A 14,271-nucleotide genomic window follows, 5' to 3' on the forward strand; every position below is an offset into this window, starting at 1 on the left:
GGCGCCGTGACAGGTCTCACTTCTTGCTGTCGATGACCGCTTTCATCACGTCGCGCGCGATGGGGGCGGCCAGCCCGCCACCGGAGATGTCGTCCCGGTTGGCGTTGCCGTCCTCGACCACGACGGCGACGGCGACCGGGGAGCCGCTGTCGGTCTTCGCGTACGAGATGAACCAGGCGTAGGGCTTCTCGCTGTTGTTCAGACCGTGCTGTGCCGTACCGGTCTTGCCGCCCACTGTGACGCCGGGGATCCGCGCGTTGGTTCCCGTGCCGTCCTTGACGACGGTCTCCATCAGCTGCTGGACCTTCTGGGCGTTCTCACCGGAGAGCGCCCGGCTGAGCTCCTCGGGCTCGTGCGTGTAGACGGGGTCCAGGTTGGGCGCCTGGCGCTCCGCGACCATGTACGGCTGCATCAGCTTGCCGTCGTTGGCGATCGCGGAGGCGACCATGGCCATCTGGAGCGGGGTGGTCCGGTTGGACGCCTGGCCGATGCCGGCCATCGCGTTCTGCGGCCTGTTGTCCTCGGGGTAGACGCTCGCGTCGGCGCGGACGGGCGTGAAGACTTCCTTGTTGAAGCCGAACTTCTCCGTCTGCTCGATCATCTTCTTGTTGCCGAGGTCGTCGCTCATCTTCCCGAAGACGGTGTTGCACGACACCCGCAGGGCCTCGCGCAGCGTGGCGTTCTCGCAGGGGATGTCGCCCTCGTTGCGCAGCTCCGTGGTGGACTGCGGCAGCGTCCAGGGCAGCGGGGATTCCGTCTTGGCGTCGATGTCGTCGTAGAGCCCGTTCTCCAGGGCGGCGGCGGCGGTGACGACCTTGAAGGTGGAGCCCGGGGGGTAGGTCTCGCGCAGGGCCCGGTTGAGCATCGGCTTGTCCTCGTCCTTCAGGAGCTCCTGCCGGTTGTCCGAGTCCTTGAGCGAGTTGCCGGCGAAGACCGAGGGGTCGTAGGACGGGGTGCTGGCGAGGGCGAGGATGGCGCCGCTCTTGGGGTCGAGGGCGACCACGGCGCCCTTCTTCCGGCCGAGCCCCTTGAAGGCCGCCTTCTGCGCGTCGCCGTTCAGCGTGGTGACGATGTTGCCGCCGCGCTTCTTCTCGCCGGTGAACATCGACAGCGTCCGGTCGAAGAACAGCTGGTCGTCGTTGCCGGTGAGGATGCCGTCCTCCAGGTTCTCCAACTGCGAGGAGTCGAAGGCCTGTGAGGAGTAGCCGGTCACGGGGGCCCACAGGGGGCCGTCCTTCCAGACCCGCTTGTACCGGAAGTCGCCGTCCTCGGTCTCGACGGAGCCGGTGATCGCCTTGCCGTCGACGATGATGTCGCCGCGCTCGTGGGCGTAGCGCTCGATCTCGACGCGGCGGTTGTACTTGTGGCTGTTCAGCTCGTCGGCGCGGACGTACTGGAGCCAGTTGTCCCGGATGAGGAGCGAGAGGACGAGGATGCCGCAGAAGATCGCGATCCGGCGCAGGGGCTTGTTCACGGCCTGACCACCTGGGTCATTTCCGCGTCGGTGGACGGTGAGGGCGCCGGGGCCGGGCGGCGGGCGGTGTCGCTGATTCTGATGAGGATGGCGATCAGCGCCCAGTTGGCCAGGACGGATGACCCGCCTGCCGCCAGGAACGGCATCGTCATACCGGTGAGCGGGATAAGGCCCATCACACCGCCGGCGACGACGAAGACCTGGATGGCGAACGAGCCGGAGAGGCCGATCGCGAGCAGTTTGCCGAACGGGTCGCGGGCCGCCAGGGCGGTGCGCACTCCGCGCTCGACGATCAGGCCGTAGACGAGGAGCACGGCCATCATCCCGGCGAGCCCGAGCTCCTCGCCGACCGTGGCGAGGATGAAGTCGGAGTTGGCGGCGAAGCCGATCAGGTCGGAGTTGCCCTGCCCGAGCCCGGTCCCGAGGGTGCCTCCGGAGCCGAAGGCCATCAGGGACTTCGCCATCTGCTCGCTCGCGTTCAGCTTGCCCCAGCCCGCGAACGGGTCGAGCCAGGCGGTGATGCGCTCCTGGACGTGCGGTTCGAACGTGGCGACGCTGACCGCGCCGACGGCCGACATCAGCAGGCCGAAGACGATCCAGCTGGTGCGCTCGGTCGCCACGTAGAGCATGACGACGAACATGCCGAAGAAGAGCAGCGAGGTGCCGAGGTCGGTCTCGAAGACGAGGATGAGGATCGACATCGCCCAGATGGCGAGGATCGGACCGAGGTCCCGTCCGCGAGGCAGGTACAGGCCCATGAACCGGCGGCTGGCCAGGGCCAGCGCGTCCCGCTTGACCATCAGGTAGCCCGAGAAGAACACGGTGATGATGATCTTGGCGAACTCGCCGGGCTGGAGCGTTCCGAAGCCCGGGATCTTGATCCAGATCTTGGCGCCGTTCACCGCGGGGAAGAACATCGGCAGGATCAGCAGGAACAGCGCCACGACCATGGAGATGTACGTGTAGCGCTGAAGGATGCGGTGGTCCTTCAGGATGGCCAGGACGGCGACCAGCGTGGCCACGCCGATGGCGGAGAACAGCAGCTGCTTCGAGGCGGCCGGGACGAAGGTGTCCAGTGCCTGGAAGCGCTCGGACTGGTCCAGGCGCCAGATCAGCGCCAGGCCCAGGCCGTTCAGCAGGGTGGCCAGGGGCAGCAGCAGCGGATCGGCGTACTTGGCGAACCGGCGCACCACGAGGTGCGCGACCCCGCCGAGCAGCGCGAGCCCCGCTCCGTAGCCGAGCATCCCCGAGGGCAGTTCGCCGTTGAGGGCGAGGCCCACGTTGGCGTAGGCGAACACCGAGATGGCGACGGCGAAGACGACGAGTGCCAGCTCGGTGTTGCGGCGGCTCGGTGCGTCGATCGCGCCGATGGTGGTCGTGTTGGTGACAACGCTCATGGTGCTGAAGGCCCCCTACGGCTTACTGCTTACCGCACTGCGGGACCAGCTTCTTCTCTTCCTCCGAGAGGCTGGGGCCGGGAGTGGGAGCGGTGGTCGGCTTGGTCCCCTTGGCGGAGGACGTGGCGGAAGTCCTGGTGGCGGGGGCCCCGGCGGTTCCGCCGGCCTCGCCCTCGCCCGTGCGGGCCCGGTTCTCGGCGTCGGCCGCGCGGCGCTGCGCGTCCTTCTTGCAGGCGGAGGCCTGGGCGGCGAGCTCGGCGACCTTCTCGCGGGCGTCGGTGATGTTGCCCTCGGCGATCGTCGCCTCGACCTGCTTGCGCTGGTACGGCGGCAGGTACTTGAGCTCGATCTCGGGGTGGTTCTTCTCGACCTGCGAGAGCGAGACCCAGGCGAGGTCCTGGCTGATGCCCTGGAACAGGGCGACGTTCTCGTCCTTGGCGCCGACGTAGTACTGCGTCTGCGTCCAGCGGTATCCGCCGTACAGACCGCCGCCGATCACGGCCAGGGCCAGCACGACGTAGACGGAACGCTTCAGCCATTTACGGCCGCCGCCCGGTTTGGTGAAGTCCTCGTCGGTGTAGGCGTCGTAGGAGCCGTCCGGCATGCCTCCGTAGCCGACGTCGCCGCTGCCGGGCGGGCCGAAGCCGCCGGCGGGCGGGGGCACGGGGCGGCCGAGGCCGGCCGCGCGGCCGGCGGGCGTCTGCATGGCCCCGCCGTCGCCGAGCTGTGCCTGGTTCTCCGCGACCGCGCCGACGACGACCGGGGTGTCGTTGAGCTGCCCGGCCAGGGTGTCGTTGTTGTCGACGTCCAGGACGTCGGCCACGATGCAGGTGATGTTGTCCGGGCCGCCGCCGCGCAGAGCGAGCTGGATCAGCTCCTGGATGGTCTCCTGCGGGCCCTGATAGCTGGCGAGGGTCTCTTCCATCGTCTGGTGCGAGACGACGCCGGAGAGGCCGTCGGAGCAGATCAGATAGCGGTCGCCGGCGCGGACCTCGCGGATGGAGAGGTCCGGTTCGACGTGGTCGCCGCTGCCCAGCGCCCGCATCAGCAGGGAGCGCTGCGGGTGGGTGGTGGCCTCTTCCTCGGTGATCCGGCCCTCGTCGACGAGGCGCTGCACCCAGGTGTGGTCCTGGGTGATCTGCGTCAGGACGTCGTCCCGCAGCAGGTAGGCCCGGGAGTCGCCGACGTGCACCAGGCCGAGGCGCTGACCGGTCCAGAGCAGGGCGGTGAGCGTGGTGCCCATGCCCTCCAGCTGGGGGTCCTCCTCGACCATGACGCGCAGCTGGTCGTTGGCCTGCTGCACGGCCGTGCCGAGCGAGGTCAGGAGGTCGGACCCCGGTACGTCGTCGTCGAGCGGGACGAGCGTGGAGATCACCTCGGAGCTGGCGACCTCACCGGCCGCCTGACCGCCCATGCCGTCGGCGATGGCGAGGAGCCGGGGGCCGGCGTAGCCGGAGTCCTCGTTGCCCTCCCGGATCATGCCCTTGTGCGACCCGGCGGCGAAGCGCAGCGACAGACTCATGCGCACCTGCCCCGTCGAGTCCGCCTCGGGGTACAGCCTGTCTCGAGCCACACTGCCCACCCTCCGGTCGGGAACCGGGCAGCGTCCGCCGTCGGGACCGCTGCGGCTCGCTCGCTCCGCTCGCTCATTGTCGTACTACTTCCGCAGCTCGATGACGGTCTTGCCGATACGGATCGGCGCGCCCAGCGGAACTGGTGTCGGGGTGGTGAGCCGGGTCCGTTCCAGATACGTGCCGTTGGTGGACCCGAGATCCTCGACGATCCACTGACCGTCACGGTCCGGGTAGATCCTGGCATGCCTGCTGGACGCGTAGTCGTCGTCCAGCACGATCGTCGAATCGTGGGCCCGGCCCAGGGTGATGGTCTGGCCCTGGAGCGCGACCGTCGTGCCCGTGAGCGTGCCTTCGGACACGACCAGCTTGGTGGGTGCCCCGCGGCGCTGCCGCCCGGGCTGCTGGCGCTGCTGGGGCGGCGCCGCTTGTTGTTGTTGTTGGCGGCCCTGCTGCGGGCGCGCGTCGGCGGCGGTGCGGCGTGAGCCGCGCTGCGTGACACGCGTTCCGAACAGGTCGCTGCGGATGACCTGAACGGCCACGATGACGAACAGCCACAGAACAGCCAGGAAACCTAGCCGCATGACCGTCAGGGTCAGCTCTGACATTGCCCCCGCTTCACCCTTCGGCTTGCCGGTAAACGATGGTGGTGCTGCCCACGACGATCCGCGAGCCGTCGCGGAGCGTAGCGCGGGTGGTGTGCTGCCCGTCTACCACGATGCCGTTGGTAGACCCGAGATCCTGGATCGTCGAGGGCGTTCCGGTCCGGATCTCACAGTGCCGGCGCGATACGCCGGGGTCGTCGATCCGCACGTCGGCGTCGGTGGATCGTCCCATCACCAACGTCGGGCGGGAGATCTGATGGCGGGTGCCGTTGATCTCGATCCAGCGCCGTGTCCGGGCGTCCGGCAGGGGGCCGGGCGCGGCCGGCTGGCGCCGGTCGTTCGAGGGGGCGGGGGGCCGTCCGGCGCCGGGCGGTGGAGCCGCGGGCATCGGCGGAGCGGAGCTCGGGGGGTAGCCGTAGCCGCCGGGAGCCTGCGGGGCGGCGGGCCGCCCGGCAGGGGCCGACGGCTCCTGCTGTGACGAACTCGACGCCAGCGTGCGGCTGCGGACCCGGTAGAGCCCGGTGTCGAGGTCGTCGGCCTTCTCCAGGTGGACCTTGATGGGCCCCATGAAGGTGTAGCGCTGCTGCTTGGCGTAGTCGCGCACCAGCCCGGAGAGCTCGTCGCCCAGCTGACCGGAGTACGGGCTGAGCCGCTCGTAGTCGGGTGTGCTGAGCTCGACGATGAAGTCGTTGGGGACGACGGTCCGCTCACGGTTCCAGATCGTCGCGTTGTTGTCGCACTCGCGCTGGAGGGCGCCGGCGATCTCGACGGGCTGCACCTCGGACTTGAAGACCTTGGCGAAGGTGCCGTTGACCAGCCCCTCGAGGCGCTGCTCGAAACGCTTCATGACCCCCATGGGGCACCTCCTCCGTTGTCATCGTCCCTGTACTGCTTACTGATCGTATCCACGCGTCGGGAAATCGGCTGGTTCCCCTTGTCTGGCCTGTGGATGAGTGTCACCCCTCACACGGATCGTAGAGGTGGCCTCCTCACAGTGTCCCGCACCCGGGACGCACTCTGGAGGAGTGGGGGCGATGGTTCGGGGTTCCCGCTTCCCCTCCGGGGGCCGGTGAAACAACGGATGTGATTCCACCCTGTTCAGCGTGCTAATCTTCCGGATGTCGCCAGGCGCTCGCACCACACGGTGAGAGAGTCTGAAAACACCACTCATGCGCGAGTGGCGGAACGGCAGACGCGCTGGCTTCAGGTGCCAGTGTCCTTAGGGACGTGGGGGTTCAAATCCCCCCTCGCGCACGACGGACATCGAAGTCGATGTCCTGGTAGCACCGACGAGAGGGTCGGCACCGTGATCACGGTGCCGACCCTCTCGCTTTCCCCCGATGGTTCTACGGCGATCGTGGGCGGGCCGCCTCCTGCTCGCGGATGAGGTGGCCGCCCCGACCGTCCGCCGGACCGTTCAGGTCCCGGCCGGGCGCCACCGGTGAGAGCGGGACGCAGCCGGAGGCGCGGGCGCTCCTCGGCAGCCCGAGGGGAATCCGCCGTGCGGACAGCCGGTTTCCCCCGCCTATTCTCAGTCGCTCGCGACGGCCGGGTTCGGTTCGCCGGGACCTCCGTCTCGAAGGGATCCGGAGCGGAGGTCCCGGAGTTGTTCCGGGGTCCGATGCCGGGTATCCGGGCGTTCCTCCCCCTCCGCGTTCCGGCCGGTCCGTGTTTTCGAGGGGCGGGTGGGGTACCAACAGGCGGGTGAGGAGGAGGTGCGGCGGGTGTCCGCGGGCCGTGATCCACCGGGTGCGGGCACGGTTTCCGGACAGACCGATGGCCCGTGCAACGGCACACTTGCATACGCTGGCCGCAGAGGTTGGATCGACGGCGACTCGGCGGTGAAGGGCTGAGCGCACAGAACGTCCCGGAGGCAGGAAATGGCGAAGCAGGCTCGCGCAGTCCAGACGTGGCGGTCGATCGTGGATGCCGCGGCGAGTGTCTTCGACGACTACGGCTACGAGCGTGCCGCCATCTCGGAGATTCTGCGCCGCGCCAAGGTCACCAAGGGGGCCTTGTACTTCCACTTCGCCTCCAAGGAGGCCATCGCCCAGGCGATCATGGACGAGCAGACGTCCACGGTGGAGTTCGAGCAGGAGGGCTCGCCGCTTCAGTCCCTGGTGGACGGGGGCCAGCAGTTCGCTTTCGCCCTGCGCCACAACTCGATGGCCCGGGCCGGTACCAGGCTCTCCATCGAGGGCGTCTTCCTCGGCGGGCCGCACCCCTGGGGCGACTGGATCGACGCGACGGCCCGGATGCTGGAGCTGGGCCAGGAGCGCGGCGAGGTGTTCCCGCAGATCGACCCGATGGTGTCAGCCAAAATCATCGTCGCTTCGTTCACCGGTATCCAGCTGGTCTCGGAGGCCGATTCCGGCCGGGCCGATCTCCGCGAGCAGGTGGCGGAGATGTGGCGGCACATCCTGCCGTCGATCGCCCACCCCGGGGTCATCGCCCACATCAAACCGGAGGGCCGGGTGGATCTGGCGGCCCAGGCGCGCGAGAAGGCCGAGCGTGAGGAGCAGGAGGCCAGGATCGCCGCGGAGGCCAAGGGGGCGGGCTCCGATCCCACGAGCGAGGGCGGCACCCGGTCGGGCGGGTCGGGGCTGCGGGGCGGGGGATCCGGCCGTGGTCCGCGCGCCGGGGTGACCGGCGACGAGGGCGACGAGGAGCCCGCAGGTGCCGGGGTGGCGGCCGGGGGGATCGTCGCCTGAGTCGCTCCGGGCATGCTGTGTTTCACGTGAAACGTCCGATTCTTCATGATCATCATACGACAGGGTCGCGGTGCTCCCGGAGCCTCCCCGGCGGGGTCGGAGTTCACCGGGCGGTCGCTCACCTTGAGTGAGCCGCCAAGTGCGGCCCGTACTCTGAGGACATGGCGGATCACGGCGAGCAGCCCTGTCGGCGGGTCGACCGGGGGATCAGCCGCGTCTTCACGTTGTTCGGCAAGCGCTGGACCGGCCAGATCGTCTCGGTGCTGCTCCAACGGCCGGTGCACTTCGCCGAATTGCGACGGGCGATTCCCGGCATCAGTGAGCGCATGCTCTCGGACCGGTTGACCGAACTCGGCGCGGCCGGCCTGGTGATCCGCGAGGCCGACGCGGGACCGCCCCTGCGCGTCGCGTACCGGCTCACCGAGGCGGGGGCCGCGATGGAGCCCGCGCTCAACGAACTGGGGCGGTGGGCCGACACGTACCTGACGCGGGACGACGCGGCCTCCGGGACCGGCTGCTGACCTCGCCGGGCCGCCTCCGGCCGCGCCACCGCCGCGTCCTCCGGATCGGCCCCGGCCCCGGCGTCCGGCCGACGGCCCGGCGGGCGGGAGGCATCCGGCGGTACCGTCGTGCTCGGTCGCTGGCGGACAGGGCCGCTGACCGGTGGGACGGCCGGTCAGCCGGAGGCGGTACGAGGGTGGGGGAGGCGACGCTCCATGGGCGGAACCGAGACGAACGGGCCTGAGCGGCGGGCTGCGGGACCGACGGGAGGCGCGGCGGCCGGGGCGACGGCGACCGTGAGTGCGGAACCACGCATTCCGGTCGTGCCCGGGTTCGCCCGGCGTGCTGCCGCGAGTTCACCGAAGGCGGCGGGCAAGGCACTCCGCAAACGGGTGCCGCGGTCCTCGCACGCCTCCTTGGTCCTGCCGCCGGGGCGGCCGGACGCCGTGCGGGCGGTCGAGGAGTCGAACCGGGGCCGGGTGCCTGGCCTGACGCCGATACGGGTGGGACGGATGGCGGCGACCCCGTTCGCCTTCCTGCGCGGTGCGGCCGGGCTGATGGCCCACGATCTGACGGGCACCCCGGTCACCGGGGTGGGCGCCCAGCTCTGCGGCGACGCGCACGCGGCCAACTTCGGCCTCTACGGCGATGCCCGGGGCAGCCTGGTCATCGACCTGAACGACTTCGACGAGACCGTCTTCGGGCCGTGGGAGTGGGACCTCAAGCGGCTCGCGACCTCCCTGGTGCTCGCGGGCCGGGCCGCCGGCGCCGACGAGGACACCTGCCGCCGGGGCGCGTACGACGCCGTCGGCGCCTACCGGCGCACGATGCGGCTGCTGGCCCGGCTGCCCGCACTCGACGCCTGGAACGCCATCGCGGACGAGGAGCTGGTCTCGCACACGGACGCGCGCGACCTGGTCGGCACCCTGGAGCGGGTCTCGGAGAAGGCCCGCAACAACACCAGCGCCCGCTTCGCCGCCCGCTCCACCGAGGAGTGCCCCGACGGCGGCCGGCGCTTCGTCGACGCCCGGCCCGTGCTGCGCCGGGTGCCGGACGCCGAGGCCGCGGTCGTGGCCGCCGGGCTCGGCGGCTACCTCTCCACCGTCTCCGAGGACCGGGTTCCGCTGCTGGCCCGGTACACGATCCACGACGTGGCGTTCCGGGTGGTCGGCACCGGCAGCGTGGGCACCCGGTCGTACGTGGTGCTGCTGCTCGACCACCGGGGAGAGCCGCTGGTCCTCCAGGTGAAGGAGGCGCGCCCCTCGGTGCTCGCCCCCTATCTGCCCGCGGTCGGTTTCGACGTACCGGAGGTGGCGCACGAGGGCCGCCGGGTGGTGCTCGGGCAGAAGCGGATGCAGGTCGTCAGCGACATCCTGCTCGGCTGGGCGGACGTCGACGGCCGGCAGTTCCAGGTCCGGCAGTTCCGGAACCGCAAGGGCAGTGTGGACCCCGCCGCGCTCGCCGCCGACCAGGTGGACGACTACGGGCGGATGACCGGGGCGCTGCTCGCGCGGGCGCACGCGCACAGCGCCGACCCCCGCCTGCTGGCGGGCTACTGCGGCAAGAACGACAAGCTCGACGAGGCGGTGGCCGCCTTCGCGGTGACGTACGCCGACCGTACGGAAGCGGACCACGCCGAGCTGGTGCGGGCGATCAAGGCGGGCAGACTGGCCGCCGAGTTCGGTATATGACGGCTCCCCGAGGCGCCCGAGCCGGTCCGCGGGGCGGTGGGGGATCTTCGGGAGGCGGTGGGGCCCTGCCCGGGACGGGCCTGGGTCGACAGGGCCCGGGCCGGGGCGGCGGGGCCCCACCGTGTGTCCTGGGCCGCCCGGCCGGGGCCATACGCTGGACGGGTGACCCACGAAGCCGCCGGGGTGCCGACCACCCGGAACGATGAAGACCGGCAGGACAACCACCGGCCGGACGCGCCCCGACCCGCACCCGGGGCGGGGGACGCCCCGGAGGCGCCGGACGCTTCCGGCGCCGCGGAGGCCGCCGCCGGGGAGCCCGGCGGCCCCGAGGACGCCGCGCAGCGCCCCGAGACGCGGCTGGCCAGGGCGGTGCAGGTCGCCGAGCAGGCGCTGATCGAGTTCGAGATCGCGGTGGAGACCTTCCGGGTGGAGGTCGAGAACTTCTCCCGGCTGCACCACCAGAAGCTCGGCCCGATGTACACCCGTCTCGACGAGCTGGACGCCCTGATCGCCGAGGCGCGGGCGGCCAGGACCGGGGATCCGGAGGACGAGCGCAAGGCGCGCGAGGCGCGGGCCGTCGTCATGCCGATGCCCGGGGTCGACGAGCTGTTCCACGACTGGATGGACACCGACGGGCTGTCCCCCGAGGCCGCCGCGATGCTCACCGAGCAGCCGGTCCGGCCGCCGAAGCGGGTCAGGCCGAGCGAGGAGGCCCGCAGGCTCTACCGGGACCTGGCCCGCAAGGCGCACCCGGACCTCGCCCAGGACGAGGTGGAGCGGCAGCGCAGGGACGAGTTCATCGCCCGGGTGAACGCCGCCTACGGGCGCGGTGACGTCGAGCTGCTCAAGGAGCTCGTGGCGGAGTGGGAGGCCGGACCGGTGCAGCCGCCGGCCCCCCTGAGCGAGAGCGAGGAGCTCTACGCCCGGCTGGAGTGGCTCAGCCGACGCAAGGAGCTGCTGACGGTGCTCGCCAAGGAGCTGGAGGACGGGGCGATCGGCTCGATGCTGCGGATGGCTCCGGACGACCCGGACCAGCTGCTGGAGGACATCGCGGAGCAACTGCTGGGCGAGGTGTCCCGGCGCGAGGCCGAGCTCGCGGAGATGGTGCAGTAGCGTTCCGGATTGACTCCGCCGCGTAGGCACGGGGACCCGCGCAGGAGGACCCCTGCAAGAGGCCCCGTGCCCGAGGCCCAAGACCGCACGAGAGAAGGCATGACCCATGAACTTCGCCCCGCTGCCCTCGGTGGACGCCGCGGCGGTTCCGTCGGACGGCTTCGTCCTGGACGTCCGTGAGAACGACGAGTGGGCGGCCGGTCACGTCGAGGGTGCGCTGCACATCCCGATGAGCGACTTCGTGGGCCGGCTCGGCGAGCTGACCGAGTCCGCCGAGGACGGCCGCCGCGTGCATGTGATGTGCCGGGTCGGCGGCCGGTCGGCCCAGGTCACGCAGTACCTGGTCCAGCAGGGCATCGACGCCGTGAACATCGACGGCGGCATGCAGGCCTGGGAGGGCGCCGGACGTCCCATGGTCACGGACAACGGGACGCCCGCCTTCGTCCTCTGACGGTCAGCCGAGCGGGTGGGCGGCCAGCAGGTCGCCCAGGGCCTCCTCATGGGCCGCCGCCGGGCCCAGGGAGAGCTCGATCTGTTTCGCCCAGGCGTGGAAGCGGTGCAACGGGTAGTCGGTGTCCGCGCCGAAGCCGCCGTGCAGGTGCTGTGCGGTCTGCACGACGCGGCGGACGCCGTCGGAGGCCCAGATCTTCGCCACGGCGACATCGCCCGCGGCGGGGAGCGGCCCCCCGGCGTCGGCCGAGATCCGCCAGGCGGCCTGCCAGAGCGTCGCCTCCATGGCCCGCAGATCGATGTACCGGTCAGCGGCCTGGACGGCCACCGCCTGGAACGTGGCGACCGGGAATCCGAACTGCTCGCGCCCGCCGGTGTACGCGGCGGTCATCGCGAGCACCCGTTCCCCCAGGCCGAGCGCGAGCGCGCAGGTTCCCGTGGTGAGCAGGGACCGCAGCCACTCCCAGCAGCCCGGGGCGTCGATCAGCTCGCGGTCCGTCACCCGCACCCCGTCGAGGCGGACCTCGGCCAGGCGCTCGCCGCTGGTGGACACCTGGTCCGCCAGGGTGAGACCGTCCCGGGTGCGGGGCACGAGGGCCAGGACCGGCCGGCCTCCCCCGTTGTGCGCGGGGACGGCGATCCAGTCGGCCGCTCGGGCCCAGGGAACCGCGGACTGCACGCCGTCGAGCACCCAGCCGGAGCCCCCCGCCGACGCCCCGCCGCTCTCCCCGCTCCCGGCGATCTCCCCGTACCGCCGTGCGGTGACGGCGAGTTCGGCGGGATCGTGACCGGTGCGCCCGTTGGCGCCGACGGTCAGGATCCGTTCACCCCGGCCGACCGGGGGCAGCAGCTCCGCGGCGAGGGCGCTCCCGGCGTACCGCTGGACGGCCATGGCCACCGCACAGCTCTCCAGCAGCGGGACCCTGGCCAGCACCTTCGCCGACTCCCGCAGGACCAGGCAGAGCGCGATCGGATCGAGGCCCGCGCCCCCGTGGTCCGGCGACAGGGTGAGCCCGAGCAGGTCCGTGCGCGCCAGCTCGTTCCACAGCTGCCGGTCGATGTCCTCCGCCACGGCACCCGGGGTCAGGGCGGGACTGGGAACGCCGTCGGGTGCGACGTCCGCGAAGACCGCCCTGGCCGCCTCGGCGGCCGCCTGCTGTTCCTCGGTGAAGGTGAAGTCCACTGTCCCGGCCTCCCGCTAACCGTTCAGGATCTGACGGATCGTCAAGATAGAACAGGTTCTAGGGGAAGGGAACAGCGCGGAGGGGGGAAGGGGCAAGCGCACAGGACCTGGCGCACGGGCGCGGGAGCGCGTCCTCAGCGGTCGAAGTCCAGCTCCACCTCCGGGGTGAGCGGATGCGACTGGCAGGCCAGCACGAAGCCCGCCTCCGTCTCCTCCGGTTCCAGCGCGAAGTTGCGGTCCATCCGGACCTCGCCCGAGACGAGGAACGCCCGGCAGGTCCCGCACACGCCTCCCTTGCAGGCGTACGGAGCGTCCGAGCGGCTTCGCAGCACCGTCTCCAGCAGGGATTCGGCGTCCTGCACGGGCCAGCTGCCCGAACGGCCGTGGAGGGTGGCCGTCAGCACGGCGTCGGACGGGGCGGCGACCTTGACCACCGTCACATCGGTGGGGCCCTCGTCGACGTGGAAGATCTCCTGGTGGACCCGGGAGCGGTCGACGCCGAGGGCCTTCAGGGCCTTCTCCGTGCCCCGTACGAGACCGAGCGGCCCGCACAGGAACCAGCCGTCCACCTCCGCCACCGGAAGCACGGCGGGAAGCAGGCCGGTGAGCCGTTCGGTGTCCAGCCGCCCGGAGGGGAGCCCGGCCGACTGCTCCTCCCGGGAGAGGGCGGTGACCAGCTGGAAGCGGGCCGGGTAGCGGTCCTTGAGGTCGGCCACCTCGTCGAGGAACATCGTCGAGGCCGCCGTGCGGTCGCTGCGGATCAGGCAGAACCGGGCCGTGGGCTCCCGGTCGAGCAGGGTGGCCGCCATGGACAGCACCGGGGTGATCCCGCTGCCGCCGACCACCGCCGCGAACAGACCGGGGCGCGGCTTCAGGGTGAAGCGGCCCATCGGCGGCATGGCCTCCACCCGGTCCCCGACGGCCAGCTCCTTCAGGGCGTACGTGGAGAACGCCCCGCCCTCGACCATGCGGATGCCCACCCGCAGCACCGGTTCGCCGGGTTGCTCGGTGGCCGGTGCGCAGATCGAGTAGGACCGGCGGATCTCCTGGCCGTCCACGGTGTAGCGCACGTTCAGATGCTGGCCGGGGGTGTGGCGGAAGGTCTCGCGCAGCTCGGCCGGAACGGCGAGCGTCACGGCCACCGCGTCGTCCGTGATCCGTTCGATCGCGCTGACCCGGAGCGGATGGAACATCTACAACTCCTTGAAGTGGTCGAACGGTTCGCGGCAGGCGACGCAGCGGCGCAGGGCCTTGCACGCCGTGGAGGAGAACCGGCTGAGCAGCTCCGTGTCCGTGGAGCCGCAGTGCGGGCAGCGCACCGAGAGCGTCAGCGGCACGGGGCCGCCGTCCGCGCTGTGGGCGCGCGGCGGTGCTATGCCGAACTCGGCGAGCTTGCGGCGTCCCTCGGCGCTGATGTCGTCCGTCGACCAGGCGGGTGCCAGGACCGTGACCACGGAGACCTCCGGGACGCCGTGGTCGTGCAGCACCCGCTCGATGTCGGCGGACATCGCCTCGATCGCCGGGCAGCCGGTGTAGGTCGGGGTGAGCCGCACGGTCACCCGGCCCGGGCCCTCC

13 protein-coding genes and 1 tRNA gene are annotated in these 14,271 nt (G+C 71.3%); 6 read left to right on the forward strand and 8 right to left on the reverse strand.

The genetic code is table 11. The annotated features are described in order from the left end of the window. Window positions 1-16: 16 nt before the first annotated feature. From DTB53_RS15650 to DTB53_RS15670, 5 genes are all read right to left on the reverse strand, one after another. A complete protein-coding gene (locus tag DTB53_RS15650) occupies window positions 17-1,474 on the reverse strand; it encodes a peptidoglycan D,D-transpeptidase FtsI family protein (protein WP_012380098.1) in 1,458 nt (485 codons plus the stop codon). Next, the gene (locus DTB53_RS15655) at window positions 1,471-2,871 is read right to left on the reverse strand and encodes an FtsW/RodA/SpoVE family cell cycle protein (protein ID WP_003967911.1); all 1,401 of its coding nucleotides are present in this window, start codon (window positions 2,869-2,871) and stop codon (window positions 1,471-1,473) included. The genes DTB53_RS15650 and DTB53_RS15655 overlap by 4 nt, the downstream gene beginning before the upstream one ends. A 22-nt stretch (window positions 2,872-2,893) precedes the next feature. After that, a complete protein-coding gene (locus tag DTB53_RS15660; protein WP_012380099.1) occupies window positions 2,894-4,393 on the reverse strand; it encodes a PP2C family protein-serine/threonine phosphatase in 1,500 nt (499 codons plus the stop codon). A gap of 135 nt (window positions 4,394-4,528) precedes the next feature. Further along, the gene (locus DTB53_RS15665; RefSeq protein WP_012380100.1) at window positions 4,529-5,050 is read right to left on the reverse strand and encodes an FHA domain-containing protein FhaB/FipA; all 522 of its coding nucleotides are present in this window, start codon (window positions 5,048-5,050) and stop codon (window positions 4,529-4,531) included. Between the two features lie 10 nt (window positions 5,051-5,060). Continuing rightward, window positions 5,061-5,903, reverse strand: coding sequence for an FHA domain-containing protein (locus DTB53_RS15670; protein WP_003967914.1), 843 nt, complete (start codon window positions 5,901-5,903; stop codon window positions 5,061-5,063). Between the two features lie 315 nt (window positions 5,904-6,218). Here DTB53_RS15670 and DTB53_RS15675 point away from each other — a divergent pair. From DTB53_RS15675 to DTB53_RS15700, 6 genes are all read left to right on the forward strand, one after another. After that, window positions 6,219-6,301, forward strand: a tRNA-Leu gene (locus tag DTB53_RS15675). A 626-nt stretch (window positions 6,302-6,927) separates the two neighbouring features. After that, window positions 6,928-7,758: a ScbR family autoregulator-binding transcription factor gene (locus DTB53_RS15680; RefSeq protein ID WP_003967915.1), complete on the forward strand. Its 831-nt coding sequence runs from the start codon at window positions 6,928-6,930 to the stop codon at window positions 7,756-7,758. Between the two features lie 161 nt (window positions 7,759-7,919). Then, window positions 7,920-8,279, forward strand: a complete 360-nt coding sequence (locus DTB53_RS15685; protein ID WP_003967916.1) for a winged helix-turn-helix transcriptional regulator — start codon at window positions 7,920-7,922, stop codon at window positions 8,277-8,279. Window positions 8,280-8,474: 195 nt separating this feature from the next. Continuing rightward, on the forward strand, window positions 8,475-9,950 hold the full coding sequence (locus DTB53_RS15690; protein WP_042496733.1) for a DUF2252 domain-containing protein: 1,476 nt from the start codon (window positions 8,475-8,477) through the stop codon (window positions 9,948-9,950). A 162-nt stretch (window positions 9,951-10,112) separates the two neighbouring features. Then, complete coding sequence (locus DTB53_RS15695; RefSeq protein ID WP_042496735.1) at window positions 10,113-11,063, forward strand: J domain-containing protein; 951 nt, start codon at window positions 10,113-10,115, stop codon at window positions 11,061-11,063. A 106-nt stretch (window positions 11,064-11,169) separates the two neighbouring features. Continuing rightward, a complete protein-coding gene (locus tag DTB53_RS15700) occupies window positions 11,170-11,514 on the forward strand; it encodes a rhodanese-like domain-containing protein (protein ID WP_003967919.1) in 345 nt (114 codons plus the stop codon). Window positions 11,515-11,517: 3 nt separating this feature from the next. Here the strand turns inward: DTB53_RS15700 and DTB53_RS15705 are convergent, their stop codons facing one another. The 3 genes from DTB53_RS15705 to paaD all read right to left on the reverse strand — a co-directional run. After that, the gene (locus DTB53_RS15705; RefSeq protein ID WP_012380104.1) at window positions 11,518-12,696 is read right to left on the reverse strand and encodes an acyl-CoA dehydrogenase family protein; all 1,179 of its coding nucleotides are present in this window, start codon (window positions 12,694-12,696) and stop codon (window positions 11,518-11,520) included. Window positions 12,697-12,830: 134 nt separating this feature from the next. Continuing rightward, window positions 12,831-13,889: a 2Fe-2S iron-sulfur cluster-binding protein gene (locus tag DTB53_RS15710; RefSeq protein WP_003967921.1), complete on the reverse strand. Its 1,059-nt coding sequence runs from the start codon at window positions 13,887-13,889 to the stop codon at window positions 12,831-12,833. Then, window positions 13,890-14,271 (reverse strand): 1,2-phenylacetyl-CoA epoxidase subunit PaaD (gene paaD / locus DTB53_RS15715; RefSeq protein WP_112416009.1); only part of this gene is annotated, 382 nt, incomplete at its 5' end.

Origin of the sequence: Streptomyces griseus, assembly GCF_900460065.1 — a bacterium.
GTDB lineage: Bacteria > Actinomycetota > Actinomycetes > Streptomycetales > Streptomycetaceae > Streptomyces > Streptomyces griseus.